Origin of the sequence: Kribbella kalugense, assembly GCF_004365875.1 — a bacterium.
GTDB classification, from domain to species: Bacteria; Actinomycetota; Actinomycetes; order Propionibacteriales; family Kribbellaceae; genus Kribbella; species Kribbella kalugense.
In genome coordinates this window covers 263270-281892 of the sequence record NZ_SODF01000003.1, presented here as the reverse complement: position 1 = coordinate 281892, position 18623 = coordinate 263270, and the positions used below count along the sequence as shown (strand labels likewise).

General features: G+C 67.3%; 18 protein-coding genes. 7 read left to right on the top strand and 11 right to left on the bottom strand.

Annotated elements, in window-relative coordinates; genetic code table 11:
* Positions 1–17 precede the first annotated feature (17 nt).
* On the top strand, positions 18–788 hold the full coding sequence (locus EV650_RS32635) for a DUF1206 domain-containing protein (protein ID WP_238174626.1): 771 nt from the start codon (positions 18–20) through the stop codon (positions 786–788).
* Here the strand turns inward: EV650_RS32635 and EV650_RS32630 are convergent.
* Genes EV650_RS32630 through EV650_RS32615 form a run of 4 tightly spaced genes read right to left on the bottom strand, consistent with a single transcriptional unit; the run spans position 760 to position 4651 of the window.
* Positions 760–1533: a DUF899 family protein gene (locus EV650_RS32630; RefSeq protein WP_134123015.1), complete on the bottom strand. Its 774-nt coding sequence runs from the start codon at positions 1531–1533 to the stop codon at positions 760–762. The two genes, EV650_RS32635 and EV650_RS32630, sit on opposite strands and share 29 nt — an antisense overlap.
* Positions 1534–1572: 39 nt before the next feature.
* On the bottom strand, positions 1573–3159 hold the full coding sequence (locus tag EV650_RS32625; RefSeq protein WP_134123014.1) for an ABC transporter permease: 1587 nt from the start codon (positions 3157–3159) through the stop codon (positions 1573–1575).
* On the bottom strand, positions 3156–4052 hold the full coding sequence (locus EV650_RS32620) for an ABC transporter ATP-binding protein (RefSeq protein ID WP_134123013.1): 897 nt from the start codon (positions 4050–4052) through the stop codon (positions 3156–3158). Before EV650_RS32620 ends, EV650_RS32625 begins: the two co-directional genes overlap by 4 nt.
* Before the next feature lie 2 nt (positions 4053–4054).
* Positions 4055–4651 (bottom strand): TetR/AcrR family transcriptional regulator, encoded by a 597-nt coding sequence (locus tag EV650_RS32615; protein WP_134123012.1) that lies wholly within the window; start codon positions 4649–4651, stop codon positions 4055–4057.
* A 266-nt stretch (positions 4652–4917) separates the two neighbouring features.
* Between EV650_RS32615 and EV650_RS32610 the strand changes: the two genes are divergently transcribed.
* The 3 genes from EV650_RS32610 to EV650_RS32600 are packed head-to-tail and all read left to right on the top strand — an operon-like array spanning position 4918 to position 6736.
* On the top strand, positions 4918–5250 hold the full coding sequence (locus EV650_RS32610) for an ArsR/SmtB family transcription factor (RefSeq protein ID WP_134123011.1): 333 nt from the start codon (positions 4918–4920) through the stop codon (positions 5248–5250).
* Positions 5250–6053 (top strand): VOC family protein, encoded by an 804-nt coding sequence (locus EV650_RS32605; RefSeq protein WP_134123010.1) that lies wholly within the window; start codon positions 5250–5252, stop codon positions 6051–6053. The genes EV650_RS32610 and EV650_RS32605 overlap by 1 nt, the downstream gene beginning before the upstream one ends.
* Positions 6050–6736, top strand: a complete 687-nt coding sequence (locus EV650_RS32600) for a phosphotransferase (protein ID WP_134123009.1) — start codon at positions 6050–6052, stop codon at positions 6734–6736. The genes EV650_RS32605 and EV650_RS32600 overlap by 4 nt, the downstream gene beginning before the upstream one ends.
* 12 nt (positions 6737–6748) lie before the next feature.
* On the opposite strand, the gene EV650_RS32595 is transcribed toward EV650_RS32600, so the two are convergent.
* From EV650_RS32595 to EV650_RS32565, 7 genes are all read right to left on the bottom strand, one after another.
* Positions 6749–7369, bottom strand: a complete 621-nt coding sequence (locus tag EV650_RS32595; RefSeq protein ID WP_134123008.1) for an RloB family protein — start codon at positions 7367–7369, stop codon at positions 6749–6751.
* Positions 7369–8634 (bottom strand): AAA family ATPase, encoded by a 1266-nt coding sequence (locus EV650_RS32590; protein ID WP_134123007.1) that lies wholly within the window; start codon positions 8632–8634, stop codon positions 7369–7371. The genes EV650_RS32595 and EV650_RS32590 overlap by 1 nt, the downstream gene beginning before the upstream one ends.
* Before the next feature lie 370 nt (positions 8635–9004).
* Positions 9005–10297 (bottom strand): DUF58 domain-containing protein, encoded by a 1293-nt coding sequence (locus EV650_RS32585; RefSeq protein WP_134123006.1) that lies wholly within the window; start codon positions 10295–10297, stop codon positions 9005–9007.
* Positions 10297–11268, bottom strand: coding sequence for an AAA family ATPase (locus tag EV650_RS32580; RefSeq protein ID WP_134123005.1), 972 nt, complete (start codon positions 11266–11268; stop codon positions 10297–10299). The genes EV650_RS32585 and EV650_RS32580 overlap by 1 nt, the downstream gene beginning before the upstream one ends.
* Positions 11265–12407, bottom strand: a complete 1143-nt coding sequence (locus tag EV650_RS32575) for a DUF4350 domain-containing protein (protein WP_134123004.1) — start codon at positions 12405–12407, stop codon at positions 11265–11267. Before EV650_RS32575 ends, EV650_RS32580 begins: the two co-directional genes overlap by 4 nt.
* Entirely contained in the window at positions 12404–13036 is a 633-nt protein-coding gene (locus EV650_RS32570; protein WP_238174625.1) for a DUF4129 domain-containing protein, read from the bottom strand. Before EV650_RS32570 ends, EV650_RS32575 begins: the two co-directional genes overlap by 4 nt.
* Positions 13033–14064: a hypothetical protein gene (locus tag EV650_RS32565; RefSeq protein ID WP_238174624.1), complete on the bottom strand. Its 1032-nt coding sequence runs from the start codon at positions 14062–14064 to the stop codon at positions 13033–13035. The genes EV650_RS32570 and EV650_RS32565 overlap by 4 nt, the downstream gene beginning before the upstream one ends.
* 262 nt (positions 14065–14326) lie before the next feature.
* On the opposite strand from EV650_RS32565, the gene mtrA reads away from it, so the two are divergent.
* The 3 genes from mtrA to EV650_RS32550 all read left to right on the top strand — a co-directional run bounded on the left by mtrA (position 14327) and on the right by EV650_RS32550 (position 18593).
* A complete protein-coding gene (mtrA, locus tag EV650_RS32560) occupies positions 14327–15004 on the top strand; it encodes an MtrAB system response regulator MtrA (RefSeq protein ID WP_131345780.1) in 678 nt (225 codons plus the stop codon).
* A gap of 128 nt (positions 15005–15132) precedes the next feature.
* Positions 15133–16809, top strand: coding sequence for an MtrAB system histidine kinase MtrB (gene mtrB / locus EV650_RS32555; protein WP_238174623.1), 1677 nt, complete (start codon positions 15133–15135; stop codon positions 16807–16809).
* Entirely contained in the window at positions 16806–18593 is a 1788-nt protein-coding gene (locus EV650_RS32550; RefSeq protein ID WP_134123003.1) for an LpqB family beta-propeller domain-containing protein, read from the top strand. Before mtrB ends, EV650_RS32550 begins: the two co-directional genes overlap by 4 nt.
* Positions 18594–18623 lie beyond the last annotated feature (30 nt).

Sequence of the window (18623 nt, the reverse complement as noted above, 5' to 3'; positions counted from 1 at the left end):
CTGGGCACCGGATCAGGGTGAGGAACACTGCTCAAGAGGTGCGGCAGAGCCGCTGGTACGGCGTCGCGATCACCGTCGGACTGATCGCGTACGGCGTCGTGCACTTGCTGATCGCCTGGATCGCAGCGCAACTGGCCTGGGGACATTCGTCGAAGGAGGCGTCGCAACAGGGGGCGCTCCAGGAACTGGCTAGCCAGCCGTTCGGAGGCGTCCTGCTGTGGATCGTCGCGATCGGCCTGTTCGTCCTGGTGACCTGGCGGATCCTGCAACTCGTCTACGGCCACCTGGACCTGGAGAAAAAACTCTCCGCGGGCGGCCGGGCGGTCGTCTACTTCGTGCTGGGCGTCAGTGCGGTCAAGGTCGCGATCGGCTCCGGCGGATCGAGCACGAGCCAGCAGCAGTCGCTCACCGCCCGGCTGATGGCCCACGGTCCGGGCCGCGTGCTCGTCGTCGTGATCGGCCTGGCCATCATCGCGATCGGTGTCCGTGAGATCCACAAAGCGGTCACCAAGAAGTTCACCGAGGACCTGGTCGGCGGCGTCTCCGAGACCACGATCCTGCTCGGCCGGATCGGGTACGCCGCTAAGGGTGTGGCCTTGATCGTGGTCGGCGGGCTGTTCGGCTGGGCCGCGATCGCCTACGACCCGAAGAAGGCCGGCGGTCTCGACACCGCGCTGCGCACCGTCAAGGAGCAGCCGTTCGGCTCGGTGCTGCTCACCGTCCTGGCTCTCGGCTTCGCGGCCTTCGGACTGTACGCGTTCAGCTGGTCGCGGAACGCCCGGAAGTAAGGTCGTCGGAACGCCCGGCGTCGATCCGTGACCACTGCGCGGTCGGCCGCCCGTCGATGACCTTCGGCAACACCGGGTCCTCGGTCGCCCACAGCTTCGGCCAGCCTTCCGGCGAGTCTTCGAACGGCTCCTGGCGTCCGTAGACGGTCAGATCCATCAACGCGTAGTTGTTGTCCATCACCTCGACGCCACGCATGGTCGTCCAGTACGTCTCGAAGACGCGGTCGCCCTGGCGGACGTACGACACCAGGTACATCTGGCCGATGTTCCGACCGGCCAGCAGGTGCTCCAGCGATCCGACGGCGGAGTACCACGGCATCGTCCAGCCCATGAAGTCACGGTACGCACGGCTCTCGGCGTACGGGCCCTGGCAGAAGACGGCGAAGGTGATGTCGCGCGCGTGCAGGTAGGAGATCTCCTGGACCTGTCCGGTGCACCACGTGCAGCCTTGGCACTGTTCGGCGGCCGGATGACCTGTGTGCCACATGTAGTAGTAGGCGAGTAGCTGCTTGCGGCCGTCGAACGCGTCGAGCAGGGTGACCGGCCCGTCCGGACCGGTCACCGTGATGCCCGCGTCGACCTCGACCATCGGCAACTGCCTGCGTTGCGCGGCAATCGCGTCGCCCTCGCGGGAGTGTGCCTTCTCGCGTCGTCGAAGCTCTTCGAGGCCCGCGTCGAACGTCTCCCGATCAGCTACCCGGGGGAGTGCTGTTGTGTCGGCGATGACTCGTCTGTGCTCGCTCATACTGGCCACGTCGGAGCCGGTACCCATTTCTCGACACGGCTAGGCTGGCAGGTCCCTTCGGCGTAGGCCGATCAGGCCTGCGAATCCTACGACGATGGCGATCGCTAGAAGGGCGATGAGTGGGCCGGCCGTCACCGATCCGCCTGGTAGGGATGGGAGATGGGTGAACGGCGAGATGTCGCGGATCCAGCTGGCTGTGGCGACGCCTGCGCTCACCAAGCCGATCAGGATGCAGATCACCGGGCCGGCCCAGGAGACCATCGACAGTTGCGGGAAGAAGCCGAAGATCGCGATGGCGATCGCCGCCAGGACCCACACGGCCGGCAGTTGTGCGAGGGCCGCACCGATCAGCCGTGGCAGTTGCCCGCCCACATCGCCGATCGCGGCGCCGTACGCAAGCCCTTCGGCCACGCCGGCCGCCAGCAACGCGACCGCCGGGCCCAGCAGACTGAAGACGAGATGGCTTGCCGCCCATTGCCAGCGGCTCGTCGCCGTCGCGAGCACCGGCTCGACCCGCCCGCTGCTCTCCTCGACCCGCATCCGCAGCGTGGCCTGGACCGCGTACGCCGAAGCGATCAGCCCGACCAGCAGCATCACGCCGGCCAGGAACGAGTCGATCAGCCCGGACGCTCCACCCATCCGCTGGAACGCCTCCTGGATGCCCGGATCGTCCCGCATCATGTCGCCGACGCCCTTGGCGACACCGCCGAACAACAAGCCCAGCAAGGCGAATCCGACCGTCCAAGCGGCGAGCAGACCGCGGTGCAGTCGCCACGCCAGCGCCAACGGCGATCCGAGGTTCCCGTCCGCAGGACCGAGCTTGTCCGGCAGCAGTCCGGAGCCGACATCCCGTCGTACCGAGAGATAGATGGCGACGGCAACGAGTACGACGGTTGCCGCGAGCACCAATACTCCGAGCCACCAGCGGTTCTGGCCGTACGGGTGGATCTGTTGGGCCCAGGCGATCGGGGAGAGCCAGCGCAACCACGCGAGCGGTCCGTGAGTGTGCGCGCTGGTGTCCCCGGCTGCGCGCAGGATGTACGCCGCTCCGAGCGTGCCGATCGCGATCCCACGGGCCGTTCCGGCGCTCGCACTCAGTTGGGCGGCGACCGCGCCGACGGCGGCGAACAACCAGCCGGTTCCGGCGTACTCGATGCCGATGGCAATCGATCCGGACAGCGGCAGGTTCTGGCTGTGCATGCCGAGGGCAAGCAGTATGGCGAGCACGAGGTTCGCGCCAAGGGTTACGGTCAGCGCCGCGGCCAGCTGGGCGTGCCGGCCGACGACAGTTGCCCCGAGCAACTCACGACGGCCGGTCTCCTCCTCGACCCGGGTGTGCCTGATCACCGTGAGGATGCTGATCAGCCCGATCATCACCGGTACGAATCCGAGTCGCCAGGTGACGAACTCGCCCAGGCTGGTCCCGGAGAGTTCGCCGTACAAGGTGATGAAGCCGGCGTTGCTCGCGTACTTCACCCGCGAGTCCGGCGTCGGGAACAGATCGCCGTACTGCTTCACGTAGCTGACCGAGATCGCGACCAGGAACACGATCCAGATCGGCAGCACGATCCGGTCACGGCGCAGGATCAGCCGGATCAGCCCACTGGTTCCGGCCAGGGTCTTCATTTGACGGCCTCGGGTTCGTACAGCCGCAGGAAGAGCTCCTCCAGCGACGGCGGCTGACTCACCAGGCTGCGTACGCCGATCTCAGTCAACTGCCGCAGTACCGGGTTGATCTGGTCGGTGTCGACGTCGAACCGGACCCGGCCGTCGTCCTCGCGCAGATCGTGTACGCCGGACAGCTGAGCCAGACCGTTCATCGGCCCGACCAGCTCGGCCTGGATCGACGTACGGGTGAGATGCCGCAGCTCGGACAGCGTGCCGCTCTCGACCGCCCGGCCGGACCGGATGATCGTCACGCGATCGCAGAGCGCCTCGACCTCGGACAGGATGTGGCTGGACAGCAGAACGGTCCGCCCCTCGCGGTCGCTGATCTCCTGCACGACCTCGCGGAAGACCTCCTCCATCAACGGATCCAGCCCGCTCGTCGGCTCGTCGAGCAGGAGCAGCTCGACATCGGAGGCGAACGCGGCAACCAGGGCGACCTTCTGCCGGTTGCCCTTCGAGTACGCACGAGCTTTCTTCCGCGGGTCGAGGTCGAAGCGCTCGAGTAGCTCGGCCTTGCGCTTCTTGTCCACGCCGCCGCGCATCCGCCCGAGCAGGTCGATCGCCTCGCCGCCGGACAGGTTCGGCCACAGCGTGACGTCGCCCGGCACGTAGGCGAGCCGCCGGTGCAAGTCGGTCGCATCCGACCAGGGGTCGCCGTCGAGGACCCGCGCCGTCCCCTCGTCCGCGCGGGTCATCCCCAACAGGATCCGGATCGTGGTCGTCTTCCCCGCGCCGTTCGGGCCGAGGAAGCCGTGCACCTCCCCGGACTCCACCGTGAGATCGAGACCGTCAAGGGCGTAGGTCTGCCCGAACGACTTGACCAGACCTTCCGTGCTGATCGCAGCCGGCATGATCACTTCTCCTCAGAGCGCCTGATTTGTTCGGGTGTGAGCAGGGGGATCGTGAAGACCTCCATCAAGGCCTGACCGATCCGGTTGTAGCCCTCGAGCGTGGTGATGTCCTCGCCGAGTGCCTTCGAGACCTGGTCCCGGAGGATGAAGACGCTGAGCTTGATCGCGGCCAGGGCGGCCGCGTACCCACGGCGGTCCTTCGGGTTGATGCCGTAACTGACGGTCCAGTCCTCGACCGCGTCGACGCCTTCCAGGAACAGCGCGGTCGCGGTCTCCGAGCCGTCCATCATCGAGCGGACGATGTACAACTGCAGCGGGAACGCGATCGGGTGCAACGTGAGCGGATCGAGCCCGGTGAGATCACCGTTCTGCGTGAGCTCGGCGCCGATCTGGATCATCCGATCCTTCGCGTAGTGGTCGCAGGCGTCCCGCAGCGCCTCCTTGGAACCGAAGTGATGCCGGACAAGCCCCGACGACACCCCTGCCTCGGCCGCGATGTCCCGGATCGACGCACCCTCGATGCCCCGCTCACCGAACAACCTGATCGCCGCATCCCGAATCCGGGCCCGCGCCGTCAGGTCCTCTGCCGCTCGATCCATCACCAACTCCTTTCCCTACACACAAAAGCAAACTACTACACGATCGTGTAGTCAAGTAGTTTGCCCCCCCGCGTGCTCCGTACCACTGCCCTTCCCCAGGTCGCTTGCCATGTGATGCGTGCGGAAGAACGGGTAGTGTCGCCGGCCGCCTAGTACACCTGAGCGTGGCCGGTCCCGTGCGTACGGCGTATCCGCGGTGTACTACCCGTTCTTCTGCACGCTTCCACCTCTTGACAATAGTTCACAGATGATTGAACTATTGCGGTATGGCGGAACATCAAGTGGATCGGTTCTTCGAGGTGCTGGCCGACCCGACGCGGCGGCACGTCGTACAGCTGCTCGGTGAAGGCCCCCAGCGGGCCGGTCAGCTCGCGGCTGCGACCGGGGCGTCGTCGCCGGCAATGAGTCGGCACCTGCGGATCCTGCTCGAGGCGGGGCTGGTCGCCGACGAGCGGGTCCCGGATGACGCCCGCGTCCGCATCTTCCGCCTCAACCCCGAGCCTGTCGTCGCCGTGCAGGCCTGGCTCGACCAGGTCCAGGCCCATTGGCGCAACCAGCTCGGCGCCTTCAAGCAGCATGTCGAGCAGAAGGAGTCCTGATGACCGAGCAGTCCGCGACCGCGTCCGTAGAGGTCGCCGCCGATCCGTCGACCGCGTTCCGCATCTTCACCGAGGAGATCGACCTCTGGTGGGTACGCGGTCCGATCAACTTCTTCGACGCCGCCCGAGCCACCGCGATGCAGATCGAGCCGGGCGTCGGCGGCCGCATCCTCGAGGTGTACTCGCCGCCGGACGACGTACTCGAGCTCGGCAAGATCACCGACTGGGAGCCGGGCGCGCTGCTGGCCTACCGCAGTTCGGTCGACGACACCGCGACCCGGATCGACTTCGAGGCAATCGGCAGCGGTACGCGCGTCACCGTCGTACAGTCACTGATCCCGGGTGGCGACAAGGCGTTCTACTTCTGGCCGAACGTCGTTCAGTGGATCCCCGCGTGGGTCGATCGGCGTGACGGCGCTTCGCGTACTCCGCGCGAGGTGGACCGGCTCGCAATCGCCTTGTACTACGAGGATCCGGCGGCTGCGGCCCGCTGGCTGCACACGGTCTTCGGGCTCGATTCCTGGGACAAGATCCCGGCCGAGGGCACGAACCCGTCCTGGATCGAACTGCAGGTGGGCACCCGCGCGATCCTGCTCTTCAAGCTCACCGAGAAGCGAACCGCCCAACTGGACCACGGCGTCTGGGTGTACGTCGACGACCTCGACGCCCACTTCGCCCACAGCCAGTCCGAGGGCGCCAAGATCCTCTCCGAAATCCACCAGCACGGCTACCGCTGCTACGAAGCCGAGGACCCAGAAGGCCACCACTGGACCTTCGCCCAAGCCCGCCCCACCATGCCATGACCGAACTTCCTCTCAACGGCGGCCGCCTCACCCCCGGGGTCGTGCGCATCAAAAACACGGTCCGACGTCCCAGCTCGCCTTTCACCGCCGACCTCCTGCACCTACTGGCCGAACGAGGCTTCACCGCCGCTCCGAAGTACCTCGGCCAGGACGACTCCGGCCGCGACATCCTCACGTACATAGACGGTTGGGTGCCCGCGAGGTTCCAACGCTGGTCCGACGACCAGATCGCCGCCGCAGGCGCTCTCCTCCGAGCCTTCCACGACGCCACCCGTGGCAGCCACCTCGCCGCCAGCCACCCCGTCGTCTGCCACCACGACCCCGGCCCCAACAACTTCGTGTTCCAAGACGACGTACCCACGGCACTCATCGACTTCGACCTGGCCGCCCCAGGCGACCCCCTCGAAGACCTCGGGTACGCCGCCTGGACCTGGTGCATCGCCTCGAAGTACGCCGACCCCACCCGCCAGGCCCACCAGGTCCGCGTACTCACAGACGCCTACGGCCTACCCGCCGCCCAGCGGTCCGCACTCGTCCCCGCGATCCTGAACTGCCAACTCAGGAACGCAGACTTCTGGACCCAAAGGCCGTGCGCAGAGTCAGTCGACCGCGTGGGCTGGTCGCACCGTGAATACGTCTTCACATCCCTTAACCGACACGTCTTCGAAGCAGTTGTCAGCTAGCGCGAGTCCGCCTTAGAGGCGGCTTGCCTCGATCGTGGCGAGAAGCCGATGCATGCTCGACGACGGATTGTCGTTCGGGAAGGCTGTTCCGTCGCGATCGTGACGCTCTGCGAGCGCTGAGGCCCGGGCACATGCGTCGTGTCGGAGGGACATGTACTTCGTCCCGTCAATTCGCTTGCCTTGGCGTCCGTCGAGCTGAGTGCTGAGTGCTTCGGCGGCCCGGTTGTCGAGGAAGCCCGTCTGAGACTGGAAGTGCAGGATCAGCCACAGTTCGAAGCAAGGATTCGACACCGCCACGTTGATCCCCTCGGCATCGGCAAGCCGCAGGGCACGATCGAGGTTCGGATGGTGGCTCGGCCACTCGACGTCGAAGACGCACCAGCACTCGTCGATCTCAGAGTCGCGCTGCTTCCGGGCAACCGCCTTCTCGACCAGCTTGAGTGGTACAGCGGAGGACGGATCAATGACGAGGTTGATTGCTGTGTTGCTACGGATCTGGGGCACGCTCTTCAGAGCGCCGATATAGTCGGGCTCCGATGCCTCGCCCTCGCAGAAGATGAGAATCGTCCGCCGCTCGGGCCTGCTTCCGGTCTTGCGCGTGAGGTCCTTGCCGGTTCTGCGCCGCTGGGCCATCAGGCGATCAGACCCAGTGCCCGGAGGAGCTCGGTGCGGTCGGTATCGGGCAACGCTCCGAATCGCCCATGCAAGTAGGCCTTTTCCAGGTTCACGGATGTTCTGACTCGTTCGCCGGCGAATTCCGCCAATGCACCCAGTCTGGTCTCGCCGTCCACGGACTTCTCCGTCAACCAAACTTCGTCACGGTTGAGATGATTGAGAAGGCTGGTGTCATGCGTGGTGAAGATCAGTTGTGCATCGCGCGGATTGGTGGCTGGATCCTGGAACAAGGCGATCAACTGCTGCGACAACGTGGGATGCAAGCTCGCGTCCAACTCGTCAAACAGCAGCAGCGAACCGTCTTTCAAGGCTGCCAGAACAGGGCCGATCAGGCGGAACCATGTACGCGTACCGGCCGACTCTGCAGAAAAGTCGAGGGGTATGGCGCCCTGGACGGTCCGATGCGTCAACTGGACTCGACGTGTCGCTCGTCGGTTCTCGGGATCGCTCGCAACGAGTACGTCATCGATACCCAGGTCGGCCAGCCGAAGGAGAGCCAAGGCCTGCGCCCGGTCCTCTGAGTCCACCCCTCGAGGTGCATCGACCTCGAAAAGGCTCTCCTGGAGCAGGTCCTGTTCCGGTTCCTGCTCGAACCAGGTGGCGGTGGGACGGCGACTCACCGTCGGCAGGCCGCGAGCCCGATCAGGCATCCCCAGGGTCTGGATTCGCAATAGGTCGGCTGTGAAGTCGGAGACAAGCGGCTCTTCGAAACGTCTTGCGATCGACAACGCCAAGGTTCGGTTGGTGAGCAGTTCTCTGGTGCCGGACAACGCTCCCAGTCCGCGTTGCAGTTTGAGTTCGGAACCCTCCCGTTCGAAGATCCTGCGTCGTTTCCGCTCTGGATAATGGAATAGGCCTTCGTACTGGACGGCCTGGCGGTCGAGTTCCAGAACGTACTCGAAGCGGACGCCGTTGATCTCGGACTCAACCGTGAACTCGGACGATCGATCGGGGCTGTCGCCGAATGCGAACGGTTCAATGGGAATCCCGTCGTCCCACAGGCGCAGCGAAGACCGCACCGCGTCACGGACCCAACTGAGCGCCGCGATGATGTTCGACTTTCCCGATGCGTTCGGTCCGAGGACTCCCGCAACGTGCAGGAGGCTCACACCGAGATGGGGGAACTCCTGAGGCCCCTCCCGAGATGAGTCGACAGCAACCATCGACAACTCGACCGGTTCCCGGATCGAGCGGAAGTTCGAGACCTCGAAACGGATGAGCATCAGATATCCTAACGTAGCTGGCGTCAGTATAGCCATCGTTTCGTCGACTTCTTACGATTTCAGCCATTTGTCTGCAGGTTGAGTGCAGTCATGCTCCTCACACTCTGAGCGTTCCCTAGCAGTGCCAAGCGCCTCAGCCTGAGGGGTGCCCGCTCGGTGCGACTTGCGGCCGCCTTTCGGTTCGTCCGCGTCACCCACCACAGCACGCAGTCGCCGGGCGATTAGCTCGCAGGTCCCGGCGGTAGCCGGAAGCCCCCGGCGCTAGCCGGAAAGGATGCTCGGGCGCTGAGCCGGGGGTGGGTGGGGCGCGCGCGGAGCGGGCATGCCGAGGAGCGGAGCGACGAGCGCGCGGCCGCGTAGCACGCGGGGGCTACAGGCGGCCGGCCTTTTTTAGGGCTAGGTAGGTGTCGGCTAGGGCGGGGGCTATTTGGTCGGGGGGTTCGTCTATGACGGTTACGCCGGCTCGGGTGAGGGTGGCGGTTAGGCGGTCTCGGTCCAGGCGGGTGCGGGCGGCGGAGGCGGCGCTGTAGACCTCGAGGAGGTCGGCGCGGCTGGACTCGAGTTCGGTCAGGCGGGGGTCGGCCACGGAGGCCAGGAGTACGACGTGGCGGCGGAGGAGGGGGCCGATGACGGGGAGGAGGGACTCCTCGATGACGGCGGGGTCCAGGCCGGTCAGCAGGACGACCAGCGACCGTTGACCCAGGCGCTCCAGTACCTGTGAGACGACGATGCGGAAGTCGGTTTGGACCAGCTCGGCCTCGACGTTCGCGAGTGCGTTGACGAAGGACGGTAGTACGTCCTGCGGGGCAGGTCGGCGTACGTCGGCACGCACGGTGGAGTCGCAGGCCAGCAACGAGACGCGGTCCCCGGCTCGAGTAGCCAGCGCGGCCAGCAGCAACGCGGCGTCCATGGCGTGGTCCAGTCGCGGCGCATCCCCGACCCGGCCGGCCGACAGTCGGCCGGAGTCGATCACGATGGCGACCTGTCGATCGCGTTCCGGTCGCCACGTCCGCAGTACGACGTTGCCGCGCCGGGCGGTCGCCCGCCAGTCGATGCTCCGCACGTCGTCACCAGGCACGTAGTCGCGCAGCGAATCGAACTCCGTCCCCTGCCCCCGCACCAACAGCGCCGTACGCCCGTCCAGCTCCCGCAGCCGCGCCAACCGGGACGGCAGGTGCTTCCGGCTGTTGAACGGCGGCAGCGCCCGCACTGTCCACGGCACCTCGTGCGACCCCTGTCGCCCGGCAAAACCCAACGGACCAAAGGCCCGCACAGTCACCCGCGCCGCCTGCCGATCACCACGCCGCGTCGGAACCAGATGCGTCACCAACCGCCGACGCTCACCGGACGGCAGGTCCAGCTTGTGCGGCGGATCCAGTACGCCGGCCGACGGCGGCCACGCATCCCGCAACCATCCACGCACCCGTCGACTCGGGTTGGTCACCAGCAACTGCACAACAGCCTGCTCACCCAGCCGTACGGCGGTGTCCCCGTCCCGACTGAACTGCAGCCGCCGTGGCGACCCAGCCAGCAGTACGTCGACCACGCACACCACCAGCACGACAGCAACGACCAGCCCGACCCCAGACCACGACGGCATCACCAGGGCGACAAACACCACCCCAGCCGCAGCGAGAATGCCAGCCCTGCCAGTCAGAACCATCAGCGTGGCACCGGCACCGTAGCCAGAACGCTCTCCAGCACCGCGTCCGCACTCACACCTTCCAGCTCAGCCTCCGGCCGCACCTGGACTCGATGCCGAAGGCAAGGACGCGCCATCGCCTTCACGTCGTCCGGGATCACGTAGTCCCGCCCGGACAGCCAAGCCCAAGCCCGCGACACCGCCAGCAACGCAGTAGCGCCACGCGGCGACACCCCGAGCTGCAGCGACGGAGACTGCCGCGTAGCCCGGCAGAGGTCCACAACGTAGGCCAGTACGTCGTCCCGCACCGCAACCCGCCGTACGGCGTTCTGTCCCGCCAGCAGGTCCTCGGGTCCGGCAACCGGCCGCAGCCCAGCCGCCTCGAGGTCCCGCGGATCGAACCCCTGCGCATGCCGAGCGAGTACGGCGATCTCGGCGTCCCGCGGCGGCATGTCCAGCGTCACCTTCAGCAGGAACCGGTCGAGTTGGGCCTCTGGCAACGGATAGGTGCCCTCGTACTCGATCGGGTTCTGGGTCGCGGCCACCACGAACGGCGTCGGCAGTTTGCGCGGCTCACCATCCACAGTGACCTGCCGCTCTTCCATTGCCTCCAGCAACGCCGCCTGTGTCTTCGGTGGCGTCCGGTTGATCTCGTCCGCCAGCAGGATGTTCGTGAACACCGGCCCGCGACGGAACTCGAACTCCGACGTCTTGGCGTCGTACACCAGCGACCCGGTGACGTCACCCGGCATCAGGTCCGGGGTGAACTGGATCCGCTTGGTGTCCAGCCGCATCGCCATCGACAGCGCTCGCACCATCAGCGTCTTCGCCGTACCGGGAACGCCCTCCAGCAGCACGTGGCCGCGGCAGAGTAGGGCGAGCACCAGTGCGGTCACCGCGGTGTCCTGGCCGACCACCGCCTTGCCGATCTCAGCCCGCAGCGCAACCAGCGCCTGCCGAGCCTGGTCAGCGGTGACCTCGGTAGTCGTCACGGGTGTCGGACCTCCTGCGTCAGTATGTCGAGTTCGTCTGACAGAGACATCAGAGCGTCGTCAGTGAGTGGTGGTAGGCCGTAAAGCATTTCGTACAGCATGGCCGGGTCCCAGCCGGTGCGGGCGGCAACGGTCGCGACCACCGCGGACGGGTCGGCGCGGCGTGGGATGCCGTGCGCCTTGTGCAGCTGGGCGAGCGCTGACTCGCGCAGTGCCGCGGCAGCGCGATCCCGCGCCCGGGAGCGTCGGTAGAGCCGCGCCCGGCCCTCAGTCGTCTCAGACGCGTGCACGATCACCGGCAACTGCTCTGCAACCACCGGACCGAGCCGTCGCCCACGCCAGATCGCCACTACCAGTACGGCGAACGCCAACGCCCAAGCGATGTAGCGAACATCCGGCGGGATCAGCGGCGCACCGCTGTCGTCTCCGGTGCCAGTGTCGGTCGATTCAAACTGCGGCAGGTACCAGGTCAGGTCCTGATGCGTGCCGATCAGGTTGAGCGCGAGCGCCGCATTACCGTCGTCGGCGAGCTGCTCGTTCGTAAACGAGGTCGGCGTACCGATGACATCGACGATGCGGTCGCCGACCTCCACCCGGATCACGGTGTTGTTGATGCCGTCGCCGTAGCAGGCGGCTGCCGCTGAGGGCGCGCTGTACGTCGGCCCGCTGACAGTGGCCGTACCTGCCTTCACAGCGGCCGGCAGGTCACACCCGGGCTCACGACTGCGTGACGCCAGCGTATTGCCGGTCTGCTGCACACCAGGTGCCAGGACCTCCAGAGCCCGACTACCGGGCCGAATGAGGACCAGGTGGCTCCAGCCCGCGTTCGCGATCCGCTCCCAGTCAGGGCGATCCAGAGACCCGGCCGGCCCGACGATGAGCACCTTGCCCTCACCTGGCTGTACGGCGTCGTCCAGCGTCTCCGTGCTGTGTACGTCGACGTTGTGGTTCTTCAGCAACGCCGCCAAAGCACGTGCCCCGTCCGACTCCGTGGAGTCCGGACTGAACGGCCCTGACGTTCGAGCGGAGGTAGCGATCAGGACGACGATCGCAGCCAGCACGATCAGCCCAGTGACCAGCAACGGAGTCCGCAGTACCCGCCAGCTCTCGCCGACGCTTCGTCCAACCGAAGTACTCACACAGCCACCCGCGCGGTCCGCGCGGCTTCGTCAGCGGCCACCACAGCGGCGTACCGCTCCGGTGTCCCCGGACGGTTGCCGTAGACAACCTCCGTGAACACCAATGCAGCCGGTTGCAGCCGCTCACGCAGTACGGGCGCTGCCCGCGAGGCGTCGGCGACCACTTCGTACGCCGTACGCCCGGCCCGGTCGTCCAGCACAGTCCGCTCGGTCAACTCCGCCACGCAGGCCCGGAACCGACTCCGGATCGCCAACGTGTAGTCCCCAGACCCAGCCTCTCGCTCGGCCAGAGCGCGGTACTCCGCAGCACTCTGCGGCCGAGCCGTGTCGAACACAGCATGAGCGGTCGCCTTACGACTGGTCCGCAGTACGCCGGCCCGCCAGAGCACGACGACGACCACCAGCAGGAGCAGACCGATCAGCATGGCCAGTCCGGCGTGCCCGTTGGGCGACGAGCCGGTCAGGTTGCTCAGAAGGTCGCGGATCCAGTCCACCACCTTGGCGAGCGCCTTCTCGATCAGCGAGCCGCCAGAGTCCCGGTACGCCGACTTGGACAGCTCCTTGGCGGCCTCCTGGGCCGCCTGGTCCCGGTCGATGTCCACAGGTGGCTCCTGCAGGAAGAAGATCACGCGGTGTCCTCCAACCGCAGTGCCGGCCGCATCCACAGGTCCAGCCCCTCACGCCGTACCCGAAGGTCCAGATAGATCAGGGCCTGTACGGCGGACATGAACGCCAGACTGGCGATCAGCGTCATCAGCGTGGCGATCCCTACCGCCACACTGAGCACGACCGCCACCGCTGTCGCCCCGGTGCTGTCGCTGCTGTCCGCCCACGAGCCGACCGTGACCACCAGTGCGGTCACTCCGAACTGCAGGGCGTACCCGATGATGTTCACCACGAGCCCGCCGAACAGCAGCAGCCCGAACACCCGCCAGAACTTGCCCTTCACCAGCTGCCACGACCGCCGCAGCGCGCCCCAGATCCCCACTCGCGCGGGAATGTAGAGGCCGATGTCCGGCGCGTGCCGGCCCTCCATCAGTACGACGGTCCCGGCCAGCACCAGCCTGATCCCGAAGATCAGCACCAGCACGCCGCCGACCAGCACCATCACCAAGGCAACGGCTCCCGCCGCGTCGGAGGAGATCGCGGCGTCCGCCCCGGCTCCGATCCCGATCACCGCGAGCCCCCAGCCGCCGATCAGCAGCATGAACGACAGTGACTGCGCCAAACCGACAACAGCGAGTGCGGGCAGCGCAGGTCGGACCAGTCGCATCAGCTCACGCGGACCGACCCGATGCGCCAGCTGACTCCGTACAGCGGCCAGAGCGATGATCCCGGCCAACATGCTCGACACCACCGAGAACAGCACCAGCTGTACGCCGTACGTGAGCAAAAGAGCCGCACCGGCCTGCCCGAACGGGTCATCAGCCCCGAAGAACCCACCGAGCCCACCCGGTACGGCGACCTCGGTCAGAACGGCCTGGATCGCGACCAGTGCGATCCCGGCCAGCACCGGCAGGCCCAGCATGATCGTCTTGTTGTCCGAGATCGTCCGGGCGGCGTTGTCGAGGAGGTCCGCGGGCAGCCACGGCCGCAGCGGCTCGGTGGCCACGTCGTCGTGCAGCTGCATGTTCTGATCGGTGTTCTGCTCAGGCACTGCGTAACCCTCCTCCCCTCGAGGTGAACCGTCGTACCGGCAGGCACGTGAGTTGTGGTGAACCCCGGCTGTGCACCATGATCCCGGATGATCACAGCCCAACTCGGGGTCACACGGCGATCCGGCGTGTGCAGTACCGGGGGAATGGGACACTATCCGTAGTGCGTACGGCCTGGCACCTCGCCGGGCGCACACCGATCGGACGGCAGTCGGATGGCAATCGGACGGCAAGGAGCAGGGCGTGGCAGACGGTAACCGGACGATGAGGGGCCGTGTTCTCATCGTCGACGACGACACAGCGTTGTCGGAGATGCTCAGCATCGTGCTGCGCAACGAGGGCTACGACACCTATCTGTGCGCAACCGGTGACAAGGCGGTGCCGGCGTTCCGCGAGTTCAAGCCCGACCTGTTGCTGCTCGACCTGATGCTGCCCGGGATGGACGGCATCGACGTCTGCCGGGCGATCCGGGCCGAGTCCGGCGTACCGATCGTGATGCTGACCGCCAAGAGCGACACCGTCGACGTGGTGCTCGGGCTGGAGTCTGGCGCCGACGACTACGTGGTCAAGCCGTTCAAGCCGAAGGAGCTGGTGGCCCGGATCAGGGCCCGGCTGCGCCGGATGGACGAGCCCGGCCCGGAGTCGCTGACGATCGGCGACCTGACCATCGACGTGGCCGGCCACTCGGTGAAGCGGGCCGGCGAGACGATCCAGCTGACGCCGCTGGAGTTCGACCTGCTGGTCTGCCTGGCCTCCAAGCCCTGGCAGGTGTTCACCCGCGAGGTCCTGCTCGAGCAGGTCTGGGGCTACCGGCACGCCGCCGACACCCGGCTGGTGAACGTCCACGTCCAGCGGCTGCGCTCCAAGATCGAGAAGGACCCTGAGCACCCGGAGATCGTGGTGACGGTCCGCGGGGTCGGATACAAGGCGGGTGCGGACTGATCGAGTACGGTCGCGGCCAAGAGTCGCAGGCTGCCACCGGCGACCCGGTGACCGACCCGGGCGCCGAGGAGCACGGGCAACACACTGGAGAACAGAGTGGGCAGCAAACGGCCCCGCCGCAGAAGGTGGTGGCCGAGCCCCGCGGGACGGAGCTGGAACTGACCGCCGCCGTGGCGGACTGGTCTGCCCAGCCGCAGCCGATCTGGCGGACGCATCCCAAGCACTGGCCGGACATCTGGCGCCGGTCCATCCAGGCCCGGATCGTCACCGGCACCCTGCTGATGTCGACGCTGGTCCTGATCCTGGTCGGCTGGGTGATGATGAGCCAGGTGACCGACGGCGTGCTGGAATCACGCCGTACCAGCGCGCAGGCCGAGGTGCGGGCCCAGCTGTCCCAGCTGTCTGTCACGATCGACGCCGCGACGCCGAACACCATCAACCAGCAGTTGTCCGCGCTGGTCCTCGGCTCCAACCGCCCGGGGCTGTACGACGTTCTGCTGGTGCCGACGGACCAGGCTGCGTCCAACGCGATCCGCTACACCGGACTGGTCGACAGCGACTCGATCCCGCAGGCGCTGGCGTCCTCGGTGATGAGCGACGACGCCAAGTTGTACGACACCTACACCGAGATCAACTACCGCGACGGGCCCGGCGTACCAGGGCTGGTGATCGGTTCGCAGCTCCGGATCAACTCCACCGGCGACCGGTACGCGATCTACTTCCTCTTCCCGCTCACCGCGCAGCAGGAGACGCTCGACGTCGTCCAGCGCGCCCTGGTGACCGCAGGTCTGTTGCTGATCGTCCTGCTCGGTGCGGTGGCCTGGCTGGTCACTCGGCAGGTCGTGACGCCGGTCCGGATGGCTCGGCGGATCGCTGAGCGGCTGGCGGCCGGCAAGCTCGAGGAGCGAATGCAGGTTCGCGGTACGGACGACCTGGCCCGGCTGGCGGTGTCGTTCAACAAGATGGCGTCCAACCTGCAGCGGCAGATCCGCCGGCTGGAGGAGCTGTCCAGACTGCAGCGCCGGTTCGTGTCCGACGTCTCGCACGAGCTGCGGACGCCGCTGACCACGGTCCGGATGGCCGCCGACCTGCTGCACGAGAGCCGCGACCAGTTCGACCCGATCAGCCGCCGCTCGGTGGAGCTGTTGCAGAACGAGCTCAACCGGTTCGAGGAGCTGCTGGCCGACCTGCTCGAGATCAGCAGGTTCGATGCCGGCGCGGCCGCGCTCGACCTGGAGGACGTCGACCTGCGCGACATCGTCACCCGGGTGCTGGAGAACCACGAGACCCTGCTGAAGGCCAAGGGCTGCGAGGTCCAGCTGGACATGCGGGCGCCGTGCCGCGCCAAGGTGGACTCGCGCCGGATCGAACGGATCCTGCGCAACCTGATCGGCAACGCCATCGAGCACAGCGAGGGCCGGCCGATCCGGATCAGCACGGCGTACGACGACGATGCCGCCGCGGTGGCTGTCCGCGACCACGGGATCGGGTTCCGCAGCGAGGAGGCGGAGATGGTGTTCAGCCGGTTCTGGCGGGCCGACCCGGCTCGGGCCAGGACCACGGGTGGCACCGGACTCGGCCTGTCGATCGCACTCGAGGACGCCCGGCTGCACGGCGGCCGGCTGGATGCCTGGGGCTCACCGGGCGACGGCGCCTACTTCCGGCTGACGCTGCCGCGCCGGCCGGACGTCTCGCTGACCGGCTCGCCACTGCCGCCCAGGCCGCCTGACGCGACCCGGATCGTGACCGAGCTCGTCGACGTCGGAGCGCCGTACCAGAAGCTGAGCGGCGGCGAGGACCGGTGAAATCCAGACGGCTCGTTGTGCTGCTGGCTTCGGTCGCGCTGCTCGCAGGCTGTGCGGCTGTGCCGACCAAGGGCACCATTCGCAGCGGGGACCGGCTGGGACGCGCACAGGATCTGGGCGGTGTCGGTGTCGAGGCGAAGCCGCCGCGTGCGAACGTCGGCGACCTGGCCATCGTGAGCGGGTTCCTGGAGGCCATGTCGGACTCGCAGGCGTACGACGTCGCCCGGCAGTACATGACCCCAGACGCCGCGGCGAAATGGCAGCCCGAGGAACAGACCGTGGTCTACGACCAGCGTCCCGAGTCACTGGCCCGGAAGGGCGACGGGATCCAGCTGACCGCCCGGAAGATCGCCACCATCGGTGAGCGCGGCGAGTGGATCCCGGCGGCGGCCAACGACCGGGCCGACTTCTTCTTCAAGCTGAAGAAGGTGAACGGGCAGCTCCGGGTCGACTCGGTGCCGCGCGGTGCCTACCTCGGCAGCAACCAGGTCGACCTGAAGCTGGCTCCCCGAGACCTGTACTTCTTCAACCAGGCCAGGAACATGCTGGTGCCGGACCCGGTCTACCTGCCGCAGAACCTCTCGCCAGGCCAAGGGGCGACGCAGCTGATCCAGGAGCTGCTGAAGGGCCCGACCGACCGGCTGGGCAACGGCGTGGTCACCCTGGCCCCACCGGGCACCGAAGTACAGGTGTCCGTCCCTGTCGACCTGGGCGTGGCGACTGTGGCGCTCAACGACACCGCAGGAGCGCTGCGGGATCCGGACCGGCGGCTGCTGGCCGCTCAGATCGTCTGGACCCTCAACCAGCTCAATCTGCGGGCCAAGATCACCGTCGGCGGCGCTCCGCTGCTGCCGGACGACCCGGACGTGCTGCCGTTCGCCAACTTCAGCCCGTTCGACCCACAGGTGTCGGCCAGCTCGATGACCAAGCTCTACGGTCTGAAGGGCCAGCAGGTGCAGCGGATCACCGGTCTGGACGGGGCGTCCGACATCGCCGCGCAGCCGCTCAACTCCGGCCCGTTGTGGGCGCACAAGGCCGAGTCGTTCGCCGTCTCCCTGCGCGGCGACACCGGGGCGATCGTCACCGTCCCCGACGACAACGGCCGCCAGCAGATCCTGTTCGGGCGGCTGGACCCGCCGACCGACAAGGACGAGAGCGCATCCGCGGTCAAGGTGGACGGGAAGACGCTGCAGCCGAGTTTCGACAACCAGGACGCCCTGTGGATCCTGGACCGGGCCGGCAACGGTCACCCGCGGCTGCGGGTCCGCAACCACGACGGCGGCCTCACCTCGGTAGCGGTCGACTTCAACGGGGACATCCCGCTGGCCCTGCGGATGGCGCCTGACGGTGTCCGGGCTCTGCTGGTGATGAAGCCGAAGGCCGGCGGACAGAACTACGTGCAGACCGGCACGATCCAGACCACGGGCAGCGGTAAGCAGCTGGTGCTCGGGCAGCTCCGGCCGCTGCGGCTGGCGCTGGTCAACATCACCGACGCGGCGTGGAACAAGCAGGGCATCGTCGTCATCGGGGCGAGCAGCGCGGTCAGCAACGCGACGCCGCAGGCCTGGATCGTCAACACGGACGGTTCCAGCCTGCAGCTGCTGCCGGGCTCGACGCCGGACTTCGTCCCCGTGCACGTCGCCTCGAACCCGAACAAGGACACCCTGCCGGTGATCCAGGACGACGCGGGCCACATCCACTGGCTCAGCCGCGACCTGCTCTGGATCTCCCCGGACGCCGACAACGGCGCCGCGGCCCCGATCATCCCGACCTACCCCGGCTGAGTTGTCCACAGGCCGGCGGCTGCGTGGTTG

Excerpts from the sequence above, each read along its gene's own strand:
- EV650_RS32630 (WP_134123015.1), bottom strand. The coding sequence starts at position 1,533 with ATGAGCGAGCACAGACGAGTCATCGCCGACACAACAGCACTCCCCCGG.
- EV650_RS32625 (WP_134123014.1), bottom strand. The coding sequence starts at position 3,159 with ATGAAGACCCTGGCCGGAACCAGTGGGCTGATCCGGCTGATCCTGCGC.
- EV650_RS32620 (WP_134123013.1), bottom strand. The coding sequence starts at position 4,052 with ATGCCGGCTGCGATCAGCACGGAAGGTCTGGTCAAGTCGTTCGGGCAG.
- EV650_RS32615 (WP_134123012.1), bottom strand. The coding sequence starts at position 4,651 with ATGGATCGAGCGGCAGAGGACCTGACGGCGCGGGCCCGGATTCGGGAT.
- EV650_RS32610 (WP_134123011.1), top strand. The coding sequence starts at position 4,918 with ATGGCGGAACATCAAGTGGATCGGTTCTTCGAGGTGCTGGCCGACCCG.
- EV650_RS32605 (WP_134123010.1), top strand. The coding sequence starts at position 5,250 with ATGACCGAGCAGTCCGCGACCGCGTCCGTAGAGGTCGCCGCCGATCCG.
- EV650_RS32600 (WP_134123009.1), top strand. The coding sequence starts at position 6,050 with ATGACCGAACTTCCTCTCAACGGCGGCCGCCTCACCCCCGGGGTCGTG.
- EV650_RS32595 (WP_134123008.1), bottom strand. The coding sequence starts at position 7,369 with ATGGCCCAGCGGCGCAGAACCGGCAAGGACCTCACGCGCAAGACCGGA.
- EV650_RS32590 (WP_134123007.1), bottom strand. The coding sequence starts at position 8,634 with ATGCTCATCCGTTTCGAGGTCTCGAACTTCCGCTCGATCCGGGAACCG.
- EV650_RS32585 (WP_134123006.1), bottom strand. The coding sequence starts at position 10,297 with ATGGTTCTGACTGGCAGGGCTGGCATTCTCGCTGCGGCTGGGGTGGTG.
- mtrA (WP_131345780.1), top strand. The coding sequence starts at position 14,327 with ATGAGGGGCCGTGTTCTCATCGTCGACGACGACACAGCGTTGTCGGAG.